Annotated in this window: 20 protein-coding genes; 9 read left to right on the top strand and 11 right to left on the bottom strand. The window is 49.1% G+C overall.

Features of this window, described 5'->3' with window-relative positions:
* Positions 1-30: 30 nt before the first annotated feature.
* Entirely contained in the window at positions 31-957 is a 927-nt protein-coding gene (locus tag ABK447_RS03860) for a substrate-binding domain-containing protein (RefSeq protein WP_043020702.1), read from the bottom strand.
* A 117-nt stretch (positions 958-1,074) separates the two neighbouring features.
* On the opposite strand from ABK447_RS03860, the gene modA reads away from it, so the two are divergent.
* From modA to ABK447_RS03825, 7 genes are all read left to right on the top strand, one after another.
* The gene (gene modA, locus ABK447_RS03855; protein WP_025285253.1) at positions 1,075-1,872 is read left to right on the top strand and encodes a molybdate ABC transporter substrate-binding protein; all 798 of its coding nucleotides are present in this window, start codon (positions 1,075-1,077) and stop codon (positions 1,870-1,872) included.
* Complete coding sequence (gene modB, locus ABK447_RS03850; RefSeq protein WP_039063632.1) at positions 1,853-2,536, top strand: molybdate ABC transporter permease subunit; 684 nt, start codon at positions 1,853-1,855, stop codon at positions 2,534-2,536. The genes modA and modB overlap by 20 nt, the downstream gene beginning before the upstream one ends.
* Before the next feature lie 94 nt (positions 2,537-2,630).
* Positions 2,631-3,278 carry a response regulator transcription factor gene (locus ABK447_RS03845; protein WP_012118431.1) on the top strand — a complete coding sequence of 216 codons (648 nt, stop codon included), beginning with the start codon at positions 2,631-2,633 and terminating at the stop codon, positions 3,276-3,278.
* Positions 3,279-3,283: 5 nt separating this feature from the next.
* On the top strand, positions 3,284-4,387 hold the full coding sequence (locus tag ABK447_RS03840; protein WP_179946982.1) for a sensor histidine kinase: 1,104 nt from the start codon (positions 3,284-3,286) through the stop codon (positions 4,385-4,387).
* Between the two features lie 119 nt (positions 4,388-4,506).
* Entirely contained in the window at positions 4,507-5,442 is a 936-nt protein-coding gene (locus tag ABK447_RS03835) for an ABC transporter ATP-binding protein (protein WP_025285256.1), read from the top strand.
* 23 nt (positions 5,443-5,465) lie between these two features.
* Positions 5,466-6,560: an ABC transporter permease gene (locus ABK447_RS03830; RefSeq protein ID WP_094031275.1), complete on the top strand. Its 1,095-nt coding sequence runs from the start codon at positions 5,466-5,468 to the stop codon at positions 6,558-6,560.
* 1 nt (position 6,561) lies between these two features.
* Positions 6,562-7,707 carry an ABC transporter permease gene (locus ABK447_RS03825; protein ID WP_094031276.1) on the top strand — a complete coding sequence of 382 codons (1,146 nt, stop codon included), beginning with the start codon at positions 6,562-6,564 and terminating at the stop codon, positions 7,705-7,707.
* Positions 7,708-7,739: 32 nt separating this feature from the next.
* On the opposite strand, the gene ABK447_RS03820 is transcribed toward ABK447_RS03825, so the two are convergent.
* Entirely contained in the window at positions 7,740-8,570 is an 831-nt protein-coding gene (locus tag ABK447_RS03820; RefSeq protein WP_007410023.1) for an aldo/keto reductase, read from the bottom strand.
* Between the two features lie 221 nt (positions 8,571-8,791).
* Here ABK447_RS03820 and ABK447_RS03815 point away from each other — a divergent pair, with 221 nt between their 5' ends.
* Positions 8,792-9,277, top strand: a complete 486-nt coding sequence (locus ABK447_RS03815) for a hypothetical protein (protein ID WP_012118436.1) — start codon at positions 8,792-8,794, stop codon at positions 9,275-9,277.
* 39 nt (positions 9,278-9,316) lie between these two features.
* Here ABK447_RS03815 and ABK447_RS03810 read toward each other — a convergent pair whose 3' ends face one another.
* From ABK447_RS03810 to ABK447_RS03790, 5 genes are all read right to left on the bottom strand, one after another.
* Positions 9,317-11,332, bottom strand: coding sequence for a Na+/H+ antiporter (locus ABK447_RS03810; protein WP_039253862.1), 2,016 nt, complete (start codon positions 11,330-11,332; stop codon positions 9,317-9,319).
* Between the two features lie 348 nt (positions 11,333-11,680).
* Positions 11,681-13,396 (bottom strand): assimilatory sulfite reductase (NADPH) hemoprotein subunit, encoded by a 1,716-nt coding sequence (gene cysI, locus ABK447_RS03805; protein ID WP_094031277.1) that lies wholly within the window; start codon positions 13,394-13,396, stop codon positions 11,681-11,683.
* A gap of 27 nt (positions 13,397-13,423) precedes the next feature.
* Positions 13,424-15,232, bottom strand: coding sequence for an assimilatory sulfite reductase (NADPH) flavoprotein subunit (locus ABK447_RS03800; protein WP_007410019.1), 1,809 nt, complete (start codon positions 15,230-15,232; stop codon positions 13,424-13,426).
* Between the two features lie 174 nt (positions 15,233-15,406).
* Positions 15,407-17,722, bottom strand: a complete 2,316-nt coding sequence (helD, locus tag ABK447_RS03795; RefSeq protein WP_025285261.1) for an RNA polymerase recycling motor HelD — start codon at positions 17,720-17,722, stop codon at positions 15,407-15,409.
* 171 nt (positions 17,723-17,893) lie between these two features.
* Positions 17,894-18,502 (bottom strand): trimeric intracellular cation channel family protein, encoded by a 609-nt coding sequence (locus ABK447_RS03790; RefSeq protein ID WP_007410017.1) that lies wholly within the window; start codon positions 18,500-18,502, stop codon positions 17,894-17,896.
* A gap of 222 nt (positions 18,503-18,724) precedes the next feature.
* Here ABK447_RS03790 and ABK447_RS03785 point away from each other — a divergent pair, with 222 nt between their 5' ends.
* Entirely contained in the window at positions 18,725-19,525 is an 801-nt protein-coding gene (locus ABK447_RS03785) for a zinc-dependent metalloprotease (protein WP_015418210.1), read from the top strand.
* 33 nt (positions 19,526-19,558) lie between these two features.
* Here the strand turns inward: ABK447_RS03785 and ABK447_RS03780 are convergent, their stop codons facing one another.
* From ABK447_RS03780 to ABK447_RS03765, 4 genes are all read right to left on the bottom strand, one after another.
* A complete protein-coding gene (locus ABK447_RS03780) occupies positions 19,559-19,978 on the bottom strand; it encodes a disulfide oxidoreductase (RefSeq protein WP_007410015.1) in 420 nt (139 codons plus the stop codon).
* Positions 19,968-20,639: a DsbA family protein gene (locus ABK447_RS03775; RefSeq protein ID WP_094031278.1), complete on the bottom strand. Its 672-nt coding sequence runs from the start codon at positions 20,637-20,639 to the stop codon at positions 19,968-19,970. Before ABK447_RS03775 ends, ABK447_RS03780 begins: the two co-directional genes overlap by 11 nt.
* 117 nt (positions 20,640-20,756) lie before the next feature.
* Entirely contained in the window at positions 20,757-22,868 is a 2,112-nt protein-coding gene (locus ABK447_RS03770; protein ID WP_094031279.1) for a heavy metal translocating P-type ATPase, read from the bottom strand.
* 149 nt (positions 22,869-23,017) lie between these two features.
* Positions 23,018-25,447 (bottom strand): heavy metal translocating P-type ATPase, encoded by a 2,430-nt coding sequence (locus tag ABK447_RS03765; protein ID WP_094031280.1) that lies wholly within the window; start codon positions 25,445-25,447, stop codon positions 23,018-23,020.
* Between the last annotated feature and the right edge of the window lie 49 nt (positions 25,448-25,496).

The raw sequence follows: 25,496 nt of genomic DNA, 5'->3' as shown, positions 1-25,496 counted from the left end.
AAAAATCCCTCCGTTATATGGAGGGATTTTTCATGTTTCATATATGAGCCGTCCGGTCATTTTCGTATCATATCCGGATAATTGAGAAAGCTGGGACTTGAATTCCTCAGAATTAAGAATGTCCTGCACGCTTTGAACAAGCTCCCGGTTTTGTTTTAAGACGACCACATCGTACTGCTCACTGATCACCGGGATAAAGTCCGTGCCCGCCATATGCGCCGCATGCTGCGACCCGACTCCGATATCCGCCTTTCCGCTTGATACTTGTGAAGCCGCTGACAGATGATCCGTGACAATGTCATGATAGCCGGCGACATCAGACGGCGTAATGCCGAAAGATCTGAGCTGTTCATCCAGCAGCACCCTCGCGCCTGATCCTTTTTCGCGATTGACGATGCGGACATCCTTTCGGCTCAAATCCTGAAAGCCCTGAATGTTCAGCGGATTGCCCTTTTTCACATATAATCCGGCTTGCCGCAGCACGACATGAAAAAGCGCAAACGGCTCCCCTGAAAGAATGCGCTTCACATACGGGATGTTATACTGCCCCGTCTCCCCATCGTACAAATGCAGACTGACGATGTCACAAGCTCCGCGGTACATCTCGATCAGGCTGTTCAAACTGCCGCTGTACTTGCGGAGCGGAGCCGCCTGTATTGTTTGTTCCAGCTGTTTGCTGAGGAGGTCCATCGACACATCCTGCCCGCTGATGATAACGGACTGCCTTTTTTCCGGCTCCCGCCCGCGGGACGGGTCAGGCGCTTCTGCTGCGGATGGCTTTTTTGACATTCTCATGTTTGCTTTATATTGTTTTAAGTCCTCTTCATCGACTCTCATCTGTCTTCCGACCCTGTACGCCGGAATGAGTCCTTTTTTTATCAAATCATATACTGTCAGTTTGGAGACCTTCAAAAGGCCCGCAACTTCTTCTATTGTATAGGAAGTGGCTTCTGTCATATTATCACGCTCCGTTTTTATTATAACTGTTCAGATATTGAAAAAAAACCGCACCATCACGTACAATTGCGTTATAATTAGTTTGATCTAATGATATTTAGCTATAAGGGGTGCACAATGTTGAAAAAGAAAGCGACACTACTCACAACTGCGGCTATGGCCGTTTTCCTCGCAACTGCGGGCTGCTCATCCGGACAATCGTCCAAAGGCGGACAAAACGAAAAAGTCACGCTGACCGTTTCTGCGGCAGCCAGCGCTCAGGATGCACTTGAAGAAATCCAGACCAACTACGAAAAATCACATTCAAACGTAACCATTCAAGACAACTTCGGATCATCAGGCACATTGCAAAAACAAATTTCACAAGGCGCGGGAGCTGATTTATTCTTCTCGGCAGCCGAAGATAAATTCGAAAAGCTCGTTCATGACGGAGATATCGACAAAAAGGACAGCACGGATCTTTTGAAAAATGATCTCGTCATGATCGTACCTGAGAAAAACAGCGCACACCTGACACATCTGAATGACCTGAAAAAAGACAGCGCGGAAAAAATTGCGCTCGGCACGCCTGAATCCGTTCCAGCCGGACAATACGCCAAACAGTCATTGACGGCATTATCCCTGTGGGACAAGGTAAAAGATAAAGTCGTCTATGCAAAAGACGTTCGCCAGGTGCTTTCTTATGTTGAAACCGGAAATGTCGATGCCGGGCTTGTCTATAAAACAGACGCGCTGATTTCGAAAAAGGTGAAAATCACCGATGAAGCGCCGGCGAAAACGCACGATCCGATCGTTTATCCGCTCGGCATCGTCAAGGATACAAAGCACCGTAAAGAAGCAGAAGCGTTTTATCAGTATCTGCAGTCAGATAAAGCGATGAAAGTGTTTAAGAAATATGGATTTACTGCCAAGTAACATTACGGCTTCGGAGTTTTTCACTCCCGTCGTACTGTCGTTTCAGGTGGCTTTGGCATCGGGCATCGCCGTCATCATTCTCGGGACGCTTGCCGGCGCCTGGATGGCGAAAGCGCGATTTCCCGGAAAAACGGCTGTGGAGACCCTGTTTATGCTCCCGCTCGTTCTTCCGCCTACCGTTGTCGGCTTCATTCTCATTATTATTTTCGGGAAACACAGCTTTATCGGCCGGACGATCGAGCGGATTTTTCACCAGCCCGTCATTTTCACGTGGTCGGCCGCGGTGATCGCTTCGGCCATTGTCGCCTTCCCGCTTATGTATCAGTCCGCTAAAACGGGCTTCGCCGCGGTTGATGCCGACATTGAGGGAGCGGCGAAAGTAGACGGAGCCGGCAGGTGGCAGGTTTTCACCCGTATTTCCGTCCCGCTTGCCTTTCCCTCCCTCTTGACCGGAAGCATTCTCAGTATTGCACGTGCGCTAGGTGAATTCGGGGCGACTTTAATGTTTGCGGGAAATATTCCCGGTGTCACCCAAACGCTGCCGACAGCGATTTACGTCGCGATGGACTCCGGCAATGAAACACTCGCCTGGGTGTGGGTGATCTGTATTGTGATCATTTCTTTCCTGATGCTGTTTTTCATCCAATTGAAAAAACCCGCTTGACCGATCCGCCTTCCGCGCACCTTTCGCCGGGAGGCTTTTTGATTTAAAATCGGATGGTATATAATGAAACAAAAAACACACAAAGGGTGCGGCCATGAAGATTAATGTCATTATCGCGGATGATAATTCTTTCATCAGAGAAGGAATGAAAATCATTTTACATACATATGAGGAATTTACTGTATCGGCAACGTTGGAAAACGGCCTCGAGGCGGCAGAGTATTGTAAACACAATTCCGTCGATATCGCCTTGCTGGACGTCCGCATGCCGGTGATGAACGGCGTCGAAGCCGCAAAACGGATCGCGGAGGAAACGGATACGAAGCCGATGATCCTGACGACATTTGACGACGATGAGTATATTTTAGAAGCGATTAAAAACGGCGCGAAAGGATATTTATTAAAAAATACCGAACCGGAACGGATCCGCGATGCGATCAAAAGCGTTTTCAACGGGCACAGCATTCTTCAGGACACCGTACTGGATAAAATAAAAGACAGCCTTTCCCGGCCGGCGGAAGCCGCGCATCAGATTGATGAAAGCCAGTTTACTGAAAGAGAGCTCAGCATCATGTCGCTTATTGCGAAAGGATTCTCGAACAGGGAAATTTCAAAACAGCTTTTCATTTCTGAAGGGACGACGGCCAATTATATTTCCTCTATTTTAGGGAAAACGGGGCTTGAGCACAGAACGCAGATCGCGATTTATTATATCACCGGGAAGGTGGATAACGGGCGTTGAACGGTATGGATTTTTGGATGCTGATGAGCAGACTGATCGCCATTTTTTATACGGCTTTTTTGTTCGTATCGGCAGACCGCCTTTACACACCGTACGCCGTCTTGTTTCTGCTGCTTTATCTATCTTTGGGCATTGCGGTCTGCATGATCAGGCTGCCCCCTTGGAGGCGCGGGATCACCCTCATGGCGCTGGCATTGACCGCTTGGCTTTCCGCCTTAGGCCATCCGGCGTTTCTGTTTCTTTTGCCGCCCGCCATTTTTGCCGTTCTTGCCGAATATCCGGTTCACCGCTATGTGTTCTGCCTGCTCGTGTTTGTGCCGTTTTTATTTATCCCGTACGGCGACCTTCCGACTTATATCGTCATGACCTTGTTCTGCTTGGCGATATTCGTTTTGGCCGCCCGTTCCAGCGACCGGCTGAAAAAATATGAAGAGCAGTCAGACAACATGCGCTCAAGCATTGAAAAACTGACGAAACAGCTGCACAGCAGCACAGAATATATCAAACAATCGGAGTATACCGGCAAACTCGAAGAAAGAAACAGATTGTCCCAAGCCATCCATGACAAAATCGGCCATTCCATGACAGGCGCGCTCATTCAGATGGAAGCGGCGAAACGGATGCTCGGCTCCCATCCGGACAAAGCGGCTGAACTGCTCCAAAACGCCATTACCATTTCCAAAGAGGGCATAGAGGATATCCGCATTACGCTGAAAAATATGAAACCGCCCGCTGAACAAATGGGCATTCACAGATTAAGAACGTTTATTGATGAATTTTCGGCCAAAAACGGGATGCCGGTTCCGTTTACGCATCAAGGCGATTTGGACAAGCTGACGCAAATGCATTGGAGAGTCATTCAGGAAAACGTAACCGAAGCCTTGACCAATGCAATGAAATACGCCGATGCCACACAGATCTTCATTGATATCCATGTGCTGAACAAAGCCGTGAAAGCGGAAGTGAAAGATAACGGAAACGGCGCCGTCCGCTTTAAAAAAGGCCTCGGCATGCTCGGTATGGAAGAACGGGCGGCCGTCTTGCACGGAACCGTTATTTTTGACGGCACGGCCGGTTTTTCCGTCACGACATTGCTTCCGGTTGAATAAGTGAATGTTTTCATGTGAAAAATATGAAGATTCTCATGTCAAAGGAATGAACAGCTGCACTAACGGCCGTTCATTCTTTTTTTTATAATAAGAGCATCATAAGACATAGAGGTGGAAACATGAACATTTTGGAGCTCAAACAGCTGAGTAAGAAATTCGGTGATTATGCCGCCGTTGACCAGATGTCGCTTGCCGTAAAAGAAGGTGAGATTTTCGGGTTTCTCGGCGCAAACGGAGCCGGAAAAAGCACGACGATCAATATGATCTCAGGCCTTTTAAAACCTTCAGGCGGAGACATTCTGTTTCTCGGAAAAGATATTTTCAAATATAGCAAAGCAGCGAAAATGAATATCGGCATCGTCCCTCAGGACCTCGCGATTTACGAAGAATTAAACGCCTATGAAAATGTGAAGTTCTTCGCCGGGCTGTACGGCCTGAGAGGGGCGGCTCTGAAAGAACGGGTTGAGGAAGCCCTGACATTCGTCGGCTTGAGCGATAAACACAAATATTTGCCGAAGCATTTTTCCGGCGGAATGAAGCGCAGGCTCAATATTGCGTGCGCTCTTGCCCACCGGCCGAAACTGATCATCATGGATGAACCGACGGTCGGCATTGACCCGCAATCAAGAAATTATATTCTGCAATCAGTGAAAAAGCTGAATGAAATGGGCTGCACGATCATCTACACGAGCCACTACATGGAGGAAGTGGAAGAAATATGCACGCGCATCGCCATTATCGACCATGGAAAAGTCATCGCAGAAGGCACAAAAGAACAGCTGACCTCCATCATTACCGACACGAAGGACGTCGTGATTGAGCTGTCATCCGGAAACGGCATCAGCCTCGGCGATATTCAGGAGCTGCCCGGCGTCAGAGCCGCCGCGCTGGAAGAAAACAGCGTGAAAATCAGCTCTGACACAGGGGTCAACAATTTAAACCGCCTGATCCGGTACTTCATGGACAAAGGCATTGAAATCCGCTCCTTGCAGGAACAGGCCCCTGACTTAGAAACGGTATTTCTCACGCTGACAGGCAGAAGCCTGCGCGACTGACCCCATTGAAAGGAGGATTGCAAATGAATATTCTGCACATCGCCGTGAAAGAAATCAAAATCAGTTTCCGCGACAGACGAACTTTTATTTTCATGCTTGCTTTTCCGATCGTCTTCATGCTGATTTTCACTGCGGCATTATCAAACGCCTTTGATTCAGAGGTGACGGTCGGAAACATCAAGGTGGTATATACGGACCAGTCAAACGGCCCTCTTTCTCATGATTTTACTGAGTTTATGAAAAACGCCAAAAAAGAGCATGTCTATTTTCAAAAAGCGGACACGGAGGCAAAAGGCAAAAACGTGGTTCGAGAAAATCAGGCGGATGCTTTCGTCACTGTAAAAAACACCGGTTTTCAAGTCTATACAAATGACCGGAGCGGCATAAACGGCACGATCGTCCAAGGCATGCTGACCGCTTTTACCAATCAATACAAAGCAGGCGCCGCCGCTTACAAGGCGCATAAGGCGCCTTCCGCCGGACAAATCAAAAGCGATTATATGAAGCAGACGTCTTTACACAAAGCGAAAGAACCGAAAGCGAAAGATTTTTACGCGATATCCATGACGACGATGATCGGGCTGTACGCCTCGATTTTTGCAAGCAGCTTATTCCGCGGGGAAAGAATACGGCACACCGCAGATCGCCTGATCGCCGCCCCGCTCCGGAAAAGCGATATCTTTCTCGGAAAGATGCTCGGCATTTTGGCTGTGAATGTTCTGACGATTCTTGCCGTTGTCGCCTTCAGCAAATTTATCTTAAAAGCGAATTGGGGCAGCCACATGGGACTTGTGCTTTTGATTCTCGTTTCTGAAATTCTTTTGGCCGTCAGCTTCGGACTCAGCCTGAGCTATTTGACCAGAAAACCCGAAAGCGCCAGATTAATCACCGTCATCATCGTTCAGGTGATGTCCATTATCGGCGGCGCCTATTACAAATATGAAGGCGGAGGAATTTCCGCCCTGTCGCCCTTATCCTGGATCAATAAGGCGATTAACAGCATCATTTACGCAAATGATGTATCAGCGGCATGGCCTGCACTCGGTTTAAATACAGCATTGGCGGCACTCTTTTTGCTGATCGCCGCATTTACGTTTCAAAGACGGGAGGGACTGTAATATGAAAAACTTCTGGTGGCTGTTTGCGCACACTCTCAAAGGGATTACAAAAAGCAAAAAACAGCTCATTCTTTATATCGGGGCTCCGCTGATCGGCGTCTTCCTCTCCTTCATGACCAATGCCAACGGCGGAGCCGAAACGCTCAATATCGGCATTCTCGATCAAGACGGCGGAGAAGTGGCGCAGGATACGGCCGCGTTTTTAAAAGGACTGGATCATGTGAAGATTTCGAAGGAAACGGCTGCGTCCGCCACATCAAAGATCGCTTCAGGAAAAATGGAGGCGCTCATTACGTTTGAAAAAGGCTTCTCCCAAAGCATAAAAGACGGGAAACCGTCTCACATCGGCATGACCTCGCTGAAAGGCGCCCAGGTCACCGGATATGTCAGCTCTTATTTGTACAATTATATGAACAGCATCGCCTCAATCGGCAAATCCTCCGGCGGAGACGCAAAGGCCTTTCAGGCGATGTACGCCGATTTCAAGCATTCTCCCATTCAAACGGAGTCCGCTGTTTTACAAGATACATCGAACCATAAAGAAATGACTTACTCAGTCATCGGGTATCTCATTATCATTATGCTCTATTCCGCAGGCAACCTGACGGAACTAATGATTAAAGAGAGAGAAAACAGGACATACTACAGGCTTCTGTCAACGCCGATCACATCAAAGCAGTATGTATTGGCGAACGCGGCGGTGAATATCATTATCATGGCCGTCCAAATTCTATTCGCCGTTCTCTTTATGGGCGCCGCTTTTCATATTCATACGTCATTCCCGCTGTGGCAGCTGTTCGTCCTGATGATGCTGTTTGCATTAAGCGCGATCGGGGTCGCCTTTATTGCCGTCGGTTTTTCCAATAGCAGCGCTTCGGCATCGGCGCTTTTGAATTTGATCGTCGTGCCGACATGCTTGCTGGCCGGCTGCTTCTTTCCGGGCAATATTATGCCGAAAACGGTGCAGACAATCGCCGAATTTCTGCCTCAGCGCTGGGTGCTCGATACGGTGGATCAATTGCAGCACGGCCGCACGTTCCAAAGCCTGATGCTGAACATCATCATTTTGGGAGCCTTCGCCGCCGCCCTGTTATTAATAGCCGCATACAGGTTCAGCGTAAAACGTCAGACACAGACATTTATGTAAAGAAAAACAGCCCCGTAAAGGGCTGTTTTTTCTTAGAACAGAAGCTCGTCCGGATTCGGGCCGACACGCTCGTCTTTGTTCAATGCGCTGATCTTTTCCATTTCTTCCTGTGACAGTTCGAAATCAAAAATATCGGCATTTTCTATGATGCGGTGTTCTTTAATCGATTTCGGAATGGTAACGACTTCGTTCTGAAGATCCCAGCGCAAAATCACTTGAGCAACCGATTTGTTATGTTTTTCCGCAATTTGTGACAGCACTTCGTTATCGAGGAGCTGTCCCTGCATCAATGGAGACCAAGCTTCCACTTGAATGCCCTGCGCTTTGCAGAAATCTCTTACTTCTTTTTGAGTCAGGCGCGGGTGGAATTCAATCTGGTTGACCATCGGCTTGATTTCAGCATCTTTCAGCAGCTCTTCTAAATGATGCACTTGGAAGTTGCTGACGCCGATGGCGCGGATTTTGCCGTCTTTGTACAGCTTTTCAAGAGCGCGCCATGTGTCTTTATATTTATCCTTGCCCGGCCAGTGAATCAGGTAAAGGTCGAGGTAATCGAGGCCGAGGCGCTCAAGGCTTTTCTCAAACGCGTCAAGTGTCGTTTCGTATCCTTGATCTTCATTCCACACTTTTGACGTGATGAACAGCTCTTCTCTGGCAACACCCGCAGCTCTGATGCCTTCGCCGACACCCTCTTCATTTTTGTAAATAGCCGCCGTATCAATGCTGCGGTAGCCGTTTCTGATTGCCGCTTCGACGGAGTCCGCCGCTACGCTTCCGTTTTCCACCTTGAAGACGCCAAGGCCGAACCACGGCATTTCAACGCCATTATGAAGCTTTACAGTATCTTTTAAGCTTTTTGCCACGTTGAACCATCCTTTCTAGTCATTATGTAAACGGTTATTATTATCTCACATTTCCGCCGTAAGAAACCAATTATACGCTCATCGTCATCACAAAAACCATCTTTAGTGCCCAAGCACCACTTCCGTTATTATTTTCCTATTTTTCAAAAATTCCGGTTAACCGGGTAACTGTCCGGGTAAATCGCTACTGTAGCCACCACACAATTGAAGGAGGAAATCATATGAAACGTATGCGTATCCCGATGTCCGTTGCCCTTGGCGCCGCTTTGTCTCTGACTCCTCTGTCCTTTGTATCCGCAAAAGAAACCCCGGTCCCTCAAAACATGGCACAGCAATCATCAGATGCCTCAGCAAAAGATGTCGGATTAAACATTGACGTTGACCTGCTCGGCATCGGCAATTCGATTGCTGACGCGATTAAGTCGGCGCAAAACCGTGACGGCTTCGTCAAAAACTTAATGGAATCTTCATTCTACGCTTCCGGACAAAAATATAACGTCATGGTGTTTAATTTAAGCCAGGAATATGAAGATCATTTTAACGGTGTTCAGTTTTACGGTTCCGCTGTTTATGACGGCATCACGTACGGCATTTGGGTGTTTGAAGACGGAAGCTTCACCAATAAAGGTGATGGCGGCTGGATCAACTGGGCCTTCAGAGGCTGGTTTGACCGCGACGGCGATCACGTCGAATTCCATCGTCCGTAATCAAAAAAAGTCCGGCGACAGATGCCGGACTTTTTTGATTTATTCATCTCCGTCAAGCATGGCCGCTTCTACATCATTGATGTATTGGCGAAGCTCATGTGACATATCGCGGGAAATTTCCCGCTCTTCGAACAATGTTTGGATTTCGTTGCGGATGGCCTGCACGGCCCGCAGTTTGATTTCGAGTTTTTGATTTTCAAAACGGCGGCTCGGACTCTGTTCGTGATACGAGTGCCCCAGCCTGAAAATCAAGTGATTGTAAAAGGAAATGACGGCAAGCGTCACATCTTTATTTTCTTCAGTCATGTGTTTTTTCAGGCTTTCAATGGCCGCTTTTGCCGTTTTAACCCTTGTGGCGCGGATGAGGCCTTCTTCATTTAAAATCGTCATTTCCGGCTTTTTTTGTTCACCGAAAAAGATCCAGTACATCAGGCGTTTCAGCTTTTTCTTAGATAAGCCGACTTTAAACGGATTCGTATACAGCACTTCCAGTTCATCAAACCGTTCCTGAAGGCTGTCAGCCGTTTCTTCCGGTATGTCGCCCCGCTCAATCAGCCGCAGCAATTCTTCCTGTTCAGCCTGTATCCCTTGGGCGCGGACTTTCCGCTCATCTTTTTTCGTGCGGTTTTTGACGGTGAACTGCTGAAATCTGAGATTTTTCATTTTCTCATTGTATTCGGCAATAACCGCAAAAGAAGCCGTTTTGTTTGTCTCATTCATATTTTCTTTAATGGCCGTTAAGGCTGCCTTTATCAGCTTCCGTCTCGCTGTCAGCAATTTGACTTTCTTCTCTTTCACATTGTCTTCCGGCTTATCTGTCAAAATCGGCAGTACGATTGTCGCCAGCACCAATGTGCACATAATAACACCCGCGGCTAAAAAGAGAATCAAATTCCGTTCAGGAAACGGTGAGCCGTCAGAGAGCACGTAAGGAATGGAAAAGGAACCCGCAAGCGTGACCGCTCCCCTGACGCCTGAAACCGAAATCAGCAGGGTCGAGCGCAGGCCGGGTTTATAAATGCTCTGATCCTTGTTAAAAAACCACTTGCCGTTCCAAAAAAACAGCACCCACAAAAACCTGAGAATCATTAACGTCAGCGTAATGACGATAATGTACCCGATGACCATCATATTGTTAAACGCGGTATCATTAAAGATGACGGAGACCACATCCGGTATTTGCGCCCCTAAAATAACGAAAACAAGACCGTTCAGAATGAACAAAATAATATTCCACGTACTTGAAGAGACGATTTGCAGTTTGACCATCGTTGATTCAAGACGGTCCTGCTCCACCGCATGCGTGATGCCGCCGGCCACAACAGCTAAAATGCCGGAAACGCCGATTTCTTCAGCCGCGAGATAGATGACGAACGGCGTCAGAATTTGAATCAGCATATGCATCGTGACATCCTGCATGCCGAGGCGGCGCAAAAACAGCCGGAAACGGATAATCAAAAAAGAAATGACGACACCGCTGAGTAAACCGCCGGCTGAAATCAGAACGAAACTGAAGGCGGCCTGCGCCAGCGAAAATGCGCCCGTCACGGCAGCCGCAATCGCAAATTTAAAAGCGACCAGGCCGGATGCGTCATTCATCAGTCCTTCTCCTTCAAGGAGACGCAGAATGCCTTTTGGCATCTTCACTCGCCCTGACAGCGCGCTGACCGCGACAACGTCAGTCGGTGACAATATCGCCGCCAGCCCGAACGCGGCAGCCAGCGGAATGCTCGGAATCATCCAATGAATTGTGTAACCGCCGACAATCACCGTGGCAAACACGAGCCCGAGCGCAAGCAGCAGAATCGGCGCTCTTAAATTCCAAAGTTCCGCACGCGGCGTCCGTTTTCCATCGTTAAAAAGCAGCGGAGCGATAAACAAAACAAAAAACAATTCGGTATTCAGTTCAAAATGAAGCCCCTGCGGAAATGACGCCGCAATGATACCGAGCGCCACCTGAATCAAAGGCACCGGGATAAAGGGGACAAACCGATTTACGATATTTGAGATCGCGATGATGGTTAAAAGTACGAGTACGACTAAAAATATGTCCAAAGCATGACCTCCTTCATCTGCTGCATCATATCATTATTGCCTGATCTCTGCCTTTGCCAAAGGCCGGAGCCGATGATCGGGCAGATTCAATATATTTTCCGCACGCAACCATTCTTCTTTTATTTTACCCGTTTTTATTTAAAATTTCTCATAACGTGCTCACGGGGAACTTTTTTTGCCTTCAGCTACATTTTTTCCGAAAAAAGAAAAAGCCTGTTTTCTCTGAAAACAGGCTTTTTCGCAAGCTGCGTCATCTGTTTCATGACGCGGTGCAGCGTTTATGCTTCTTAGTAAAGGATAGAGAACGCACCGTCAGTGTGTCTCTATCCTTGGTTTTAAGTGCTCATCTTATTCGTGAAAATTCGTGCCGTCTGTCGTCGCTTTAATGATGCCGGCGCGGATGACGAAATCGCCGAAGTGTTCGCCTTCCTCACGCTCTTTCGCGTAGCGCGGGAGAATGGTGCGAAGCTCATTCAGAATTTCTTCTTCACCGATATTTTCCCGGTACATTTTGCTCAAACGGCTGCCGTCAAACGCCGCTCCTAAATACATATTATATTTTCCGGGCGCCTTTCCGATAAATCCGATTTCGCCGAGCGCATGGCGGGCGCAGCCATTCGGGCATCCGGTCATACGGATGGTGATTTCTTCATCCCGCAGCCCGTTTTCGTCAACAATGTCTTCAATCTTATCAATCAATTTCGGCAGATAGCGCTCGGCTTCGGCCATGGCGAGCCCGCATGTCGGAAGCGCGACGCAAGCCATTGAACTGCGGCGGAGGGCGGAATGCTGCCGGCCGTCTGTCAGACCGTATTGTTCGATTAATGCGCTGATTTGTTTCTTTTTCTGGCTCGAGACATTGCCGATAATCAGGTTTTGATTAGAGGTGAGACGGAAATCTCCCGTATGGACTTTGGCGATTTCACGCAATCCCGTCATCAGCTTATAATTCTCATAGTCCGTGACGCGGCCGCCTTCGATAAACATCGTAAAGTGCCATTTACCTTTTACACCCTTCACCCATCCGTAACGGTCGCCGTTATGGTCAAAATGATAAGGTTTCGCTTCATCCAGCTGCCAGCCGAGGCGGTTTTCCAGCTCGGCTTTTACGTTTTCCAGCCCGAGACGGTCAACAGTGTACTTGAATCTGGCATTCTTTCTGACGGAACGGTTTCCGTAATCGCGCTGAATCGTAATGGTTTTTTCCGCTACATCATACAGCTGCTCCGGTTTGCAGAAGCCGATGACTTTTGAAAGCTGCGGATAAGTGGCCGTATCGCCGTGCGTCATTCCCATACCGCCGCCGATTGCAACGTTGAATCCGATAAGACGGCCTTCCTCCACGATGGCAATGAAGCCGAGATCTTGAGAATAGACATCGATATCATTGGACGGAGGCACGGCGATTCCGATTTTGAATTTCCGCGGCAGGTACAGCGGCCCGTACATCGGTTCCGTTTCCGTGTCAGGAGTGCCCGCCACACGTTCCTCATCAAGCCAGATTTCATGATAGGCTCTCGTGCGCGGAAGAAGGTCATCGCTCAATTTCTTCGACCATTCGTATACTTCCGCATGAATTTCAGACTGGTGCGGATTTGAAGCGCACATGACGTTTCGGTTGACATCTCCGCAGGCCGCAATGGTATCAAGCAGCGCCGCATTGATTTTCTGAATCGTTTTTTTCATGTTCCATTTTAAAATTCCGTGCATTTGGAACGTTTCACGCGTTGTCAGCTTCAATGTATTGTTTCCGTATTTTTGCGCCAGTTCATCCATGACAAGCCATTGTTCCGGAGTTGACACGCCGCCTGGCATCCGAACGCGCAGCATGAACTGATAAGCCGGTTCAAGCTTTTGTTTTTGACGTTCATTACGAAGATCGCGGTCATCCTGCAAGTAGCTTCCGTGATGCTTCATCAGCCGGTTGTCATCGTCCGGGATGCCGGCTGAAATCCGGTCGAGCATGACTTCTTTCAATGTGCCGCGCAAATAATCACTTTTTTCTTTAATTTCCTCAACATCACTTGGAGGGCCTTCCGGCGCTTTTAAAATGTTGTTCACCATGCTGAATAAGCTCCTTTCAAACCAAAATCAATATACGTCACGCTGATAGCGTTTTTTCTGCTGCATGTCTGCCAGGAAGCTTTCCGCTTTTTCACGGCTCATGCCGCCTTCTTCCTGAATGATATCGAGAAGCGCCTGGTGCACGTCATGCGCCATATGCTGTTCATCACCGCAGATGTATACGGCGGCTCCCTGCTGCAGCCATTCATACAGCTCTTTGCTTTGTTCTTTCATGCGGTGCTGCACATATACTTTTTCCTCCGAATCCCGGGAAAAAGCGACGTCCATTTTTGTGAGAACACCGTTTTGCAGCCATTTTTGCCATTCCGTCTGGTACAGAAAATCAGTGACAAAGTGCTGATCCCCGAAAAACAGCCATGTTTTCCCTTCAGCTCCGGTTTCTTCACGCTCCTGCATAAAGGAACGGAACGGCGCGATGCCTGTCCCCGGCCCGACCATAATGATCGGTGTATCCGGGTTTTCCGGCAGCTTGAAGTTTTGGTTGTGCTGAATGTAAATCGGAAGCGTATCTCCCGGCTGGAGTCTTTCCGCGCACAGAATGCTGCAGACGCCTTTTCGTTCTCTGCCGTGCGCGTCATATCTGACCGCTCCGATTGTCAGATGCACCTCTTCCGGATTCGCTTCTAAACTGCTTGCGATCGAATAGAGCCGGGCCGGCATTTTACGCAGGATGGAAAGAAAGTCTTCCGCTGTCGCTTCCCACGGACCGAAATCCCGGACGAGATCAAGCAGATCACGGCCGTTGATGTACGCTTTCAGCTGCTCTTCGTTTCCTTCGGCCAGAAGTTCACTCAGCTTTTGGTCAGCCGTAAACTGTGCGGCCTTTTGCAGGAACGGTTTTGTTAAAACGGTTATTTCAAAATGAGAAGTAAGCGCATCTTTCAGCGGGAGGCGCTCTCCTTGTTTATTCACCGCCACTTCCTGTTTTGGGTCCCATTTCAGCTCATTGATCAGCTCATCAACGAGCGCCGGATCATTTTCCGGATAGATGCCGAGGCTGTCTCCGGGCTGATACGCGAGGCCCGATCCTTCAAGCGAAAGCTCGAGATGGCGTGTTTCTTTATTCGAACCGCGTCCGTTCAGATTGATGTTCTCAAGAACCTCCGCCCGAAACGGATTCGTTCTGGAATAAACGGATTCACCGAGAGCCGGCGTCTCGGCAGGCGCTTCGGCTGTTTGATTTCCCGCTCCTTCGTTCAAACCGCCGATGACCGCGTCAAGCCATTCAGAAAACGGCTCATCATAATCAAGATCGCAATCAACCCGCGGCGCAAGCTGTGTGCCGCCGAGCTCTTGAAGACGCTCGTCAAACTCTTTGCCGGTCTGGCAGAAAAATTCATACGAGCTGTCCCCGAGCGCCAAAACGGAGTAACGGAGCGCTTCAAGCTTCGGCGCGCGTCTGCCGTGAAGAAATTCATGAAAGGCCAGCGCGTTATCCGGCGGATCGCCTTCTCCGTGCGTGCTCACAACGATCAGTAAATTGTTTATTTTTTTCAGATTATTCGGCTTAAAATCGTTCATCGACGCGACGGTGACCTGGAATCCCCGTTCCTCAAGCGTCTTTACCGTCTGTTTCGCAAGACCTTCCGCATTTCCCGTTTGCGATCCGTATAATACGGTCACTTCTCTTGAAACTGCCGGGCTTTCTGCAGGAGCCGGAGCAGCCGGCGCGGCTGTTTCACCGGATTCGGACCGGGCCGCAGCCAAATAACCGCTCAGCCAGATTTTCTGTGATTCTGTCAAGGTCGGCAGAAGGCGGTTAAGGAGCTCTGCCTGCTCCTGATTAAACGGACTGTTCATGACCTGAAGTTGCAACGATATCCACCTCACAAGGAATTAAACGTAACGTACGTTATTTCTATAGGAATTGTCAAAATAATATTCTAATTGAAACTTTACCGAAAGTTTGTATGTAAGTAAAATATATAATCATGATGACAACGATTAAGATTACTAATGATAAAAAGCCCTTTGCACTTGGCAAAGGGCTTACACGAATAAGCCGGCGGGCACTTCTTTAATAAAAGGAGAGTGTTCTCCCGGAGACAATACGGTCAGATGATGCATCGCCCGCGTACAGGCCGTATATAACAGCTTACGGTCATGTTCGCTTTTGTACTGGGCAGCAGAGGCGTCAGCGGCAATGACGGCGTCAAACTCAATGCCTTTTGCCAAATAAACGGGAATGACGCATACCCCTTTTTGAAAAGGCTGGTTTTCTTTATTGATCAAGCGGACACCGCTCTCGGCGCTGACCGCCTGAAACACTTTTTTGGCTTCCGCGGCCGTTTTGCAGATGACGGCGACCGTCTCCCAGCCTTTTTGTCTGAGCTCCCGGATTGTATCCGCCAATTGTTCCTGCCGCGCATTTTCTGTATCCGTCCGCAAAACACGCGGTTTTTCCCCGTTCCGGTTAAAAGGCTCAATGTCATCGCCGTCAGCCAGCAGCGCTTTCGTAAATTCAACAATCTGCCGCGTCGATCTGTAAGTCCGCTTCAGGCTGACATACTTTTCTGCACCATTGCGAAAGCAGCCGGCGAGGGAAGAAGGGCCCGTAATGGTGTGGGCATAAATCGACTGGCTGACATCACCGAGCACCGTCATCTTTGCCGCTGGGAAGATGCTTTGAATATACGTGAGCTGAAATGGGGAATAATCCTGCGCTTCATCAATGAAGACGTGCTTCATTTGTGTGTTTTTTCTTTTTCCTTCTAACAGATCCTGCAAATACAGATACGGAGCGGCATCTTCATACGGAAGTGACCGTTCTGCAAATGCGTTTCTGGTCAAAGCGCCGATGCTCTCCCAATGATCGGGCTTTTCATCAGCTCCCCAGTCTGAAAACAGCCGGAGATACATCCGTTTTATATCGAGAAAGCCGAGCCGTCTGACGGCCTGCTTAATCGGTTTAAAGGCTTTGCCGACAATAATGGCGCCAAGCAGCCGCTGTTCGCGCTGATGGTCGTCAAATGCAGGTTCATCATCTGCCGCCTGCTTCTTGAGTGTTTGATAAACCTCAGCATAGTCTTCCTTATCAAGCAGCTCGCTCTCCTGCAAGACCCATTCCTTCTTACGCTCCTTTTTTTCGAGAGCGCTGATTTCCGCGAGAAGCCATTCCGCTGTCAGCTCCGCTCTGTTCGGAATCGGCAGCTGCTGATCAAGCGAATAAAAATAGGCTTCAATCCGTTCTTTTGAAATCAGGATGTCTCCCCGGAAGCTGATCTGTTTACACATCAGGCCCGAGCCGGAAAGCGAGCAGGCGTAGCGGTCAATCATGGCCTGGAAAGCTGATGACGCTTTGTAAGCAATGGCTGCGAGCCTTACGGAAAGTGCGTCCTGATTTTGTTCAGTCAGGCAATATTCAAGCTGCTCGTACGGGCTTTCACAATCAAACTTTCGTCCGAGCCGGCGGATGATATATTCCTGAAAGGTGGCCTGCTCCATATTCTCTTCTCCCAATTCCGGCAATACGGCGGAAACATAACTGTTGAACAAAATGTTCGGGGAAAACAATACAATCTGACGGGCATCAAGCACCCCGCGCCCGCGGTACAGCAAGTAAGCGGCCCGCTGAAGCGCCGCGGATGTTTTCCCGCTTCCGGCGGCTCCCTGAACGATGAGATATTTGCTTTTTTCATCCCGGATGATTTCGTTCTGTTCTTTTTGGATGGTTGACACGATGTTTTTCATATGCTGTCCGGAATGCCCGCTCAGCACCTCTTGCAGCATTTCGTCACCAATCGTCATATCCGTGTTAAACATCGCTTTAAGCGTCCCGTTTTTAATGATAAACTGCCGCTTCAGTGTGATGTCTCCTTCTATCGTTTCTTCGGGAACTTCATAGCGGGCTTTTCCCGGGGAATATTGATAGTAAAGAGATGAGATGGGCGCGCGCCAATCATAAATGAGAAATTGCTCGTTGTTTTCATCCATCAAAGAAGTCAGCCCGATATAAATCCGCTCGGAAGAGGACTCCCCTTTTTCCGTAAAATCGACACGGCCGAAGTAAGGAGAGGTTTTCAGCTTTTGGATTTTTTGAAGCTGCCGGTATTGAAGCCGATGCGTCCGTTCACGTTCTGAAAGCATTTCTGCCTGCTGTTTAATGCTTGAAAATGTCTCAGCCGCTTCGTGGGCGTCATCCATATTCACGGTGACATCATCCCAAAACGTTTTTCTCAGCCCGACAATATCCTGCTTCAATCCGCCCGATGAGGCTTCAAGATGAGTTTGTTTCTGTTCCAGTTCCTTCATGACAAAATTGATTCTTTCCTGCTCTTCTTTCCACTCTTTATCACGTTTTGCCATCAGCGGCACCTCCGACATCAAGCTGACAAATCCGGCTTTCATCATACAAACATATATGCAACATATTATTCAGCATTATGGTCAAATACCCTTTTTCTTATCATATCGGGCGTCTTTTTTTATCAGAAGCCGTTATGAAAAAAAACCGATTTCGTTTGTGAAATCGGTTTTTTACTGATCTATATGATAGGAACGATTCGGCAGGCGCCACCTGAACACATAACTGCAGATGCGGCATGCCACAAGCACAAGAAACAGCACATACAAACCGGCGGCATCCCCGGCCCAGCCGAGGCCCACGATTAACCCTCCGAGCGCGGCCCAGACTGCATAAATTTCCGCCTTGAGCACAAGCGGCTTCCTGCCCGCGAGCAAATCCCGTATGATGCCGCCCCCGCTGCCGGTGAGGACCGCTGCCGCAATCACCGCACTGAGCGGATGGCCCATTTTCACGGCATATAAAGCGCCTTGGATGGCAAACGCCGAAAGCCCGATGGCATCGGATAGGTTGCCCCATTTACTCCAATGTCTTAACAGCAGCTTCGGAAACAAAAAGACAATCGTAACTGATGCGAGAGCGATTTGAAAAAACGCGCCTTGCTCCCACAAGGCGGAGACCGGAACACCGATCAGCAGATTTCGGATCGCTCCTCCGCCGAACGCCGTTACAATCCCCAAGATGTACACGCCTAAAATATCATACTCCTCTTCCATCGCAACAATCGCTCCGCTGACCGCAAACGCAATGATGCCGATTACACTAAGCAGCTCCCAGGCCATTCCATATGCTCCTTTTTATTTGTTAAATTTTCTGACGACCATTAGATTTTATAATCGCTTTCTCTTAAAATCAACCTTATTTTTGAAAGATTCTGATTCCTAACCCGGGACAACCTCACTCGCAACGGCTGGGAGCAAGAACATTTACCTATTTTATACTATTTTGGGAGGTTTATTGGAAGTTTCATTGAATACTTTCTCTAACAAAAAGGGGGTTATGAGATGAAAATCAGTTCACTTGTTTTTCCTGTTTTATTGGCCGCCGGATTAATTCCCGGCCTGCCGTCAGCCGAAAGCCATACGCATTCGCACACTCATGCGGAGCCGGCGAAAACGGTGTATACGGACCCGCTTCCGAAAGCCGATCATTTTAAAGATCTGAAGGGCCCGGTCCAAGTCGAACAGACGGTTGACACAAAAATTCTGGATGAAAACGGCAAGCAGGTCGGCACGAAACGATTCAATGCCAATGTCAGTCAGGATAAAGCCTCGACTAAAGCCAGCACGGGCAGCCAGAAGGTCAGAGTGCTGGCGGTGGCGGACGCTGAATACCGCGCCAAATACAGCGACTGGCAAACGCGAATCGTCCAGATCGTGGAGCAGGCGGATGTTGCTTTTAACCGTGATCACAACATTGATTTCGTCGTACAGGCCGTGCAGGCTTGGAATTCCTCGGGCTCAAACAGTTCTCAGATTTTATCGAATCTCCAAGGCAGCTTCAGAAATCAAAATTATCATTTTGTCGTCGGTTTTACCGCAAAATCAAGTTTTGACGCCGGCGGTATCGCGTATGTATATAACGGCAAACCGAGCGGCCCGGCTTTCAGCGTGAACCTTGATCAAGGAACGGCCAACACGGCGAAAGCGGCACAGCACGAGTTTTCCCATAACTTCGGACTTCAGCATGACGCCCAAGGCAGCGGCATCCGCTGCGTCATGAATTATGATTATGCCTATTCCGTGGATATTTGGGACAGCTCCCATAACAGACAGATTGAGACAAACAAAGCTTGGTACAAATAATAGAAAAAGAGCCGCTCCCATGGAGCAGGCTCTTTATTTTGCCGTGCGTTCCGTTTTGACAAAACACATGCAGATAATAATGAGAATAAATGCCGTCAATGCCAGGAAAGGAATGGTAATGAAACCGAACCAGTTAATATATTCAGATGAGCAAGGCACGCCGTAGACACACGGCTTGATGCCGCTGAAACCGGGCACCTTCTGCTCAAGGTAATGCATGATCGATATAAACGCGCCGATGACGGCCATCGGCAGCACGTATTTTTTTACGCGTGTGTCACCCTGGAAGGTGGCGATTCCTAAAATCAGGACAAGCGGGTACATGAGAATTCTTTGATACCAGCACAGCTCGCACGGTATGAATTTTCTGATCTCGCTGAAATATAGGCTGCCGAGCATGGCAGCAAGAGCTATCACCCAAGAAGCATATAAAAATACGATTCTATTTTTCATTTTTCAGCTCTTTCTTAATCGTTTTTGAAATCTCATCATAATCAGAGAATTCTTTAATCACTTTGTCATTTACGTAAATTGTCGGTGTCGCCGTAATGTTTAATTTATCATTCAGGTCAGTGTCAGCTTTCAGCTCTTTTGCAAATGTCTCTTTATCAAGGTTTTCCTTCAGCTTGTCAGGATCAACCTTTTTCGCGGTGCTTTTGACCGTTTTTTCAAGCAATGCAGGCGTGACCCATTCCTGTTCGCTTGACGGCTGCTGTTCAAACAGCTTTTCATGGAATGCCCAGAATGATGCCGGGTCTTCCTTCCACACCTCTTCTGAAGCAAGAGCCGCCAGACGCGAGCCGCTTCCGTGGTACATGACGTTCACAAATGAAAATTTCACGTCGCCTTTATCGATAAAACCTTTTTTGATTTTCGGAAAGATATCGCTGTTAAATACTTTGCATGACGGACACTTGTAATCTCCGAATTCAACTACCGTAACAGGGGCGCTGTCTTTGCCGAGCACGGGCTGTCCTTTAATGGAAGGCTGTTCGGCGACTGTTTCGCCCGCTTTTTCCGTTTGGTTGTTAATAATTACGATGGCCGCAAATAAAACGACAACGATTAACGTCAGAATCACCGCAAATTTTGCAGACGATTGTTTCTTTTTCACTCAGACACCTCATTGTTTTTAAAATAAAAAAGAAGCGGATGCCGGATGGCCCGCTTCTCTATTTTACCAAGACAACCTTGTTTAAGAAAACCCTGAAAAACGAATTATCTTTGACAATTATTCCGCTTTCACTCTCATGACGCGCATCGCGTTGGCAACGGCGATCAGCGTGACGCCTACATCTGAAAAGACCGCTTCCCACATGGTGGCGAATCCGAATGCGCCAAGCAGGAGAAAAATGATTTTTACGCCTAAAGCAAATCCGATGTTCTGCCAGACGATCCGGCGTGTTCGGCGTGCAATCCGGATGGCTTCGGCTGCTTTTGACGGCTGGTCTGTCATCAGGACGACATCGGCCGCTTCGACGGCGGCATCAGAGCCGAGAGCCCCCATGGCAGCTCCAATGTCAGCTCTGGCAAGCACAGGCGTATCATTAATCCCATCGCCGACAAACATCAGTTTTTCATTCGGTGAAAGCGCCGCTTCAAGTTCTTCGACGCGGTCTACCTTGTCACCCGGCAAAAGCTCTGTGTACACGTCATCAATACCGAGCTCTCGGCCGACAGCTTCTCCGGTCTGCTTTGAATCACCCGTCAGCATCACTGTCCGCTTCACGCCGAGCGCTTTTAAATTGGCAATGGCCTGTTTGGCGTCCTCTTTGATTTCATCGGCGATCACGATCGCCCCCGCATACTGCTGATCAACGGCGACATAGACAACGGTTCCGTTGTTTTCAGCTGTGCCGGAAGCGATTTGTTCTTTTGCCATCAGTTTTTGATTTCCGGCTAAAATCGTTGATCCGCCGGTTTTCACCCGAATGCCGTGTCCGGGCATTTCTTCATATTCTTCAATCTTCTCAGCCGAGAGCGGTTGATTGTAAGCTTCACGGATGGAAGAAGCTATCGGATGATTGGAATGGACTTCCGCAAGCGCAGCCGCATGAAGCAGGCTGTCTTTCGTAAATCCCGCCGCCGGTTTGATATCAGTAACGGCGAAATTGCCTTTCGTTAAGGTTCCCGTTTTATCAAACACGGCGTATGCCACCTGATTGAGCGCTTCTAAATAGTTGCTTCCTTTCACGAGCACCCCTGCTTTAGACGCAGCTCCGATACCGCCGAAAAACCCGAGCGGAATGGAGACGACGAGTGCGCACGGACAAGAAATCACAAGGAAAATCAGCGCGCGGTACACCCAGTCGGATAGCGCGGCTGAAGGCACGAGAAGCGGCGGTAAAAAGGCGAGAAGCACCGCAACAATGACAACGGCCGGTGTATAGTACTTGGCAAACTTCGTAATAAAGTTTTCCGTTTTCGCTTTGCGTCCGGCCGCATTTTCGACCAGATCCAATATTTTTGACACGGCAGAGTCTTCATATCCTTTAGAGGTTTCAATATGAAGCACGCCGTTCTGATTCATAAATCCGGCCATCACATCTTGCCCCAGCTCCGCTTTTCTCGGCACGGATTCGCCCGTTAAAGCGGATGTATCAACCATCGAAGAACCGCTCAGCACCTTTCCGTCCAACGGAATCCGTTCTCCGGGATTCACGACGATGACCTGTCCGACTTTGACGTCCTGCGGCGGAACGGCAGTCATGCCGTTTTCCGTTTTCACATTGGCGTACTCAGGACGGATGTCCAATAACGCGCTGATCGATTTTCTGGATCGGCTGACGGCCGCTCCCTGAAACAATTCACCGATTTGGTAGAACAGCATGACCGCGACGCCTTCCGGATACTGATGAATCATAAATGCGCCGATCGTGGCAAGCGCCATCAGAAAATGCTCATCAAATACCTGGCCGCGGACAATGTTTTTTCCCGCTCTGGCTACGATATCGCCGCCGATAATCAAATACGAAGCAAAAAAGAGCAGAAACTCAAGGACGGCGCCCGTGTGCGCGAAGTAAGCGATGACGGCCAAAACGGCTCCCGCAGCCAACCTCACTAACATCAGCTGCAGCTTTTTGCGGTATTCATCCTCGCCGGGTTTGTCTTCGTGCTTCGAACGAACGGTCACATGAGGATCAATGGACTTTACTTTTTTCGCGACTTCGTCTTTCATCCATTGCTCGTTTTTGCCGCCGGCTGAGACCGTGATGGTGCTTGCCGCAAAATTGACAGCACAGCCGTCTATGCCGTCAATGGCTTTTACGCCGTTTTCTATTTTTTTTGCACAGTTGCTGCAATCAAGTCCGTCTAATACAAATTCACCTTTGGCTGCTTTCATTTTCGACTCACCCTACTTTCCGTAATAGGATTCCCATAACATCAATACAGCTAAACGAATTTATATATATGAACATATACTCATATATGTGTTTTCTCTATTATATGCAGGCTTTGAATAAAGTGTCAATAAAAAAGACAAAACAGGCCTCAGCCCATTTTGTCTTTTTTCACCTTCTGTAAACGCAAAGCATTAAGCACGACCGATACTGAGCTGAACGCCATGGCAGCGCCTGCTACCCACGGGGCCAGAAAGCCGGACGCCGCAATCGGAATGCCGATGCTGTTGTATCCCAATGCCCAGCCTAAATTCTGCTTGATGTTTCTCATGGTCAGCCTGCTCATGCCGATGGCGTCGGCAATGCCGTTCAGGTCACCGCGGATCAGCGTAATATCCGCCGCTTCCATTGCGATATCTGTGCCGGTGCCGATGGCCATTCCGATATCGGCCACAGCCAGCGCCGGAGCATCATTGATGCCGTCACCGACCATCGCCACGCGCCGGCCTTCTTTTTGCAGCCGGGAAATTTCCGCCGCCTTTTGTTCGGGAAGCACTTCGGCGATCACGCTGCCGATGCCCGCGGCTTTTGCAATGGCTTCCGCGGTCTTTTTGTTGTCACCGGTCATCATGATGACGTCAAGCCCCATATCATTCAGGCGTTTCACCGCGGCCGGAGATGTGTCTTTGATTGTATCGGCGACTGCGATAAGCCCCGCCGCTTTGCCGTCTGCCGCAATAATCATCACCGTTTTCCCTTCCGCCTCCAAGCGGGCCATGTGCGGAAGCAGCGCCTCATGTTCGATGTGTTCCGATTCCATCAGCCGTCTTGATCCGGCTAGAATCGTTCTGCCGTCAGCCTCGGCGTATATTCCGGAACCGATCCGGGCTTGGAACCGGGTGATTTTCGGGATGGCAATCCCCCGTTTTTCGGCTCCTGACACGATGGCTTCTCCAAGCGGGTGCTCTGATCCCGTTTCGGCGGCCGCCGCCAGCCGCAGGAGTTCCTCTTCGTTCATTCCCTCTGCCGGTACGGCGTCTGTCAGAACCGGTCTGCCGTTTGTCACCGTTCCTGTTTTATCCAGTACGATGGTCGTCAGACGCTGTGTTTTTTCTAAATGCTCTCCGCCTTTAAAGAGAATGCCGAATTCAGCTGCGCGTCCGGAGCCCGCCATAATGCTCGTCGGAGTGGCGAGCCCGAGTGCGCACGGACAGGCAATGACAAGCACGGCGATGAATTTGCCGATCGCTTCAGAAAACTGTCCCGGCGCCGCCCATACATACCAAATGAGAAAAGTCAGCACGGCCAGCCCCAGCACAATAGGGACGAAAATGCCTGAAATGTGATCCGCGAGCCGCTGAATGGGGGCTTTTGATCCTTGGGCTTCTTCCACGATTTTAATAATGTGTGCAAGCGCGGTATCTTTCCCGACATTCACCGCTCTGATTTTGAGAAAGCCGTTTGCATTGATCGTCGCCCCGGTGACAGTGCTTCCGGGAGACTTATCGACAGGCATGCTCTCCCCCGTAATCATCGATTCATCAATTGCGGAATGGCCTTCAATCACTTCGCCATCGACAGGAACACGTTCTCCCGGTTTCACATATACGATATCCCCCGTCCGGACCTCGTCAATCGGAATCACCTGTACCTTCCCTTCCCGCTCAACCGCCGCCGTCTTCGCCTGAAGCTTCATTAACTTTTTAATCGCTTCTGATGAGCGGCCTTTCGCTTTCATCTCTAAAAGCTTTCCAAGCAAAATCAAAGTCAGCAAAATGGCGCTCGTTTCATAATAAAGCCCCTCTACATGTCCGTCTCGTCCGAGAGACGCAATCGTCATGTACAGGCTGTATGCGTAAGCGGCCGTCGTTCCGAGCGCAACGAGAACATCCATATTGGCGCTTTTGTTTCTCAGCGCCTTGTACGCTCCCATATAAAAAGGCCAGCCGATGACGAGCTGCACCGGGGTGGCAAGCGCGAATTGCAGCCACGGATTCATCAGGATATCCGGCATCCAGATAAAAGAAGTAAAAGAAAAATGGCTGACCATCGACCATAGAAGCGGAAAGGAGAGAACGGCAGAAAATATCAGCCTGATCAGCTGCTTTCGCTGCTCTTTCTCCTTTTGGGATAATCCGCCATCTCCATCAACCGCTTGCTTCTCGTCTAATCTGTAGCCGAGTTTTGCCACGGTCTCTTTCAGCTCTTTCGGTGTCACCTCTTTCGGATTGTATTCAACGGTGACCGTTTCCAAAGCGAAATTCACCGGTGCGCTGTCAACTCCCCCTACTTTGTTCAGGCGCTTTTCAATCCGATTGGCGCAAGCGGCGCACGTCATGCCTTCAATCTGAAACTCGGCTTTTTCCGTCACAACATGGTAGCCGAGTTTTTCAATTTTATCCTTTATGGCGCCAGCTTCGATTTTGTCAGGCTGATAGGAAATATTTGAGGTCTCAAGCGCAAGATTGACGGAAGCGTCATTGACGCCGTCCATCCGTTTCAGCCCTTTTTCAATTCTTGAAGCGCAGGCGGCGCATGTCATGCCTCCCACTTGAATGGTCATCTCTTTCGGTTCACTCAATGCCCTCACCTCTTCTCACAAACCCCCAGGGGGTATCATTTTCATAAAA

The organism is Bacillus sp. hwrm1 (assembly GCF_040207805.1).
Classification (GTDB): domain Bacteria; phylum Bacillota; class Bacilli; order Bacillales; family Bacillaceae; genus Bacillus; species Bacillus velezensis.
The sequence above is the reverse complement of the archived record's forward strand: the minus strand, read 5'-3'. Positions and strand labels throughout refer to the sequence as shown.

Excerpts from the sequence above, each read along its gene's own strand:
- ABK447_RS03830 (WP_094031275.1), top strand. The coding sequence starts at position 5,466 with ATGAATATTCTGCACATCGCCGTGAAAGAAATCAAAATCAGTTTCCGC.
- cysI (WP_094031277.1), bottom strand. The coding sequence starts at position 13,396 with ATGGTGAACAACATTTTAAAAGCGCCGGAAGGCCCTCCAAGTGATGTT.
- ABK447_RS03770 (WP_094031279.1), bottom strand. The coding sequence starts at position 22,868 with ATGAAAGCAGCCAAAGGTGAATTTGTATTAGACGGACTTGATTGCAGC.
- modB (WP_039063632.1), top strand. The coding sequence starts at position 1,853 with ATGGATTTACTGCCAAGTAACATTACGGCTTCGGAGTTTTTCACTCCC.
- ABK447_RS03825 (WP_094031276.1), top strand. The coding sequence starts at position 6,562 with ATGAAAAACTTCTGGTGGCTGTTTGCGCACACTCTCAAAGGGATTACA.
- modA (WP_025285253.1), top strand. The coding sequence starts at position 1,075 with ATGTTGAAAAAGAAAGCGACACTACTCACAACTGCGGCTATGGCCGTT.
- ABK447_RS03780 (WP_007410015.1), bottom strand. The coding sequence starts at position 19,978 with ATGAAAAATAGAATCGTATTTTTATATGCTTCTTGGGTGATAGCTCTT.
- ABK447_RS03845 (WP_012118431.1), top strand. The coding sequence starts at position 2,631 with ATGAAGATTAATGTCATTATCGCGGATGATAATTCTTTCATCAGAGAA.
- ABK447_RS03840 (WP_179946982.1), top strand. The coding sequence starts at position 3,284 with ATGGATTTTTGGATGCTGATGAGCAGACTGATCGCCATTTTTTATACG.
- ABK447_RS03860 (WP_043020702.1), bottom strand. The coding sequence starts at position 957 with ATGACAGAAGCCACTTCCTATACAATAGAAGAAGTTGCGGGCCTTTTG.
- ABK447_RS03835 (WP_025285256.1), top strand. The coding sequence starts at position 4,507 with ATGAACATTTTGGAGCTCAAACAGCTGAGTAAGAAATTCGGTGATTAT.
- ABK447_RS03815 (WP_012118436.1), top strand. The coding sequence starts at position 8,792 with ATGAAACGTATGCGTATCCCGATGTCCGTTGCCCTTGGCGCCGCTTTG.
- ABK447_RS03785 (WP_015418210.1), top strand. The coding sequence starts at position 18,725 with ATGAAAATCAGTTCACTTGTTTTTCCTGTTTTATTGGCCGCCGGATTA.
- helD (WP_025285261.1), bottom strand. The coding sequence starts at position 17,722 with ATGGCAAAACGTGATAAAGAGTGGAAAGAAGAGCAGGAAAGAATCAAT.
- ABK447_RS03790 (WP_007410017.1), bottom strand. The coding sequence starts at position 18,502 with ATGGCCTGGGAGCTGCTTAGTGTAATCGGCATCATTGCGTTTGCGGTC.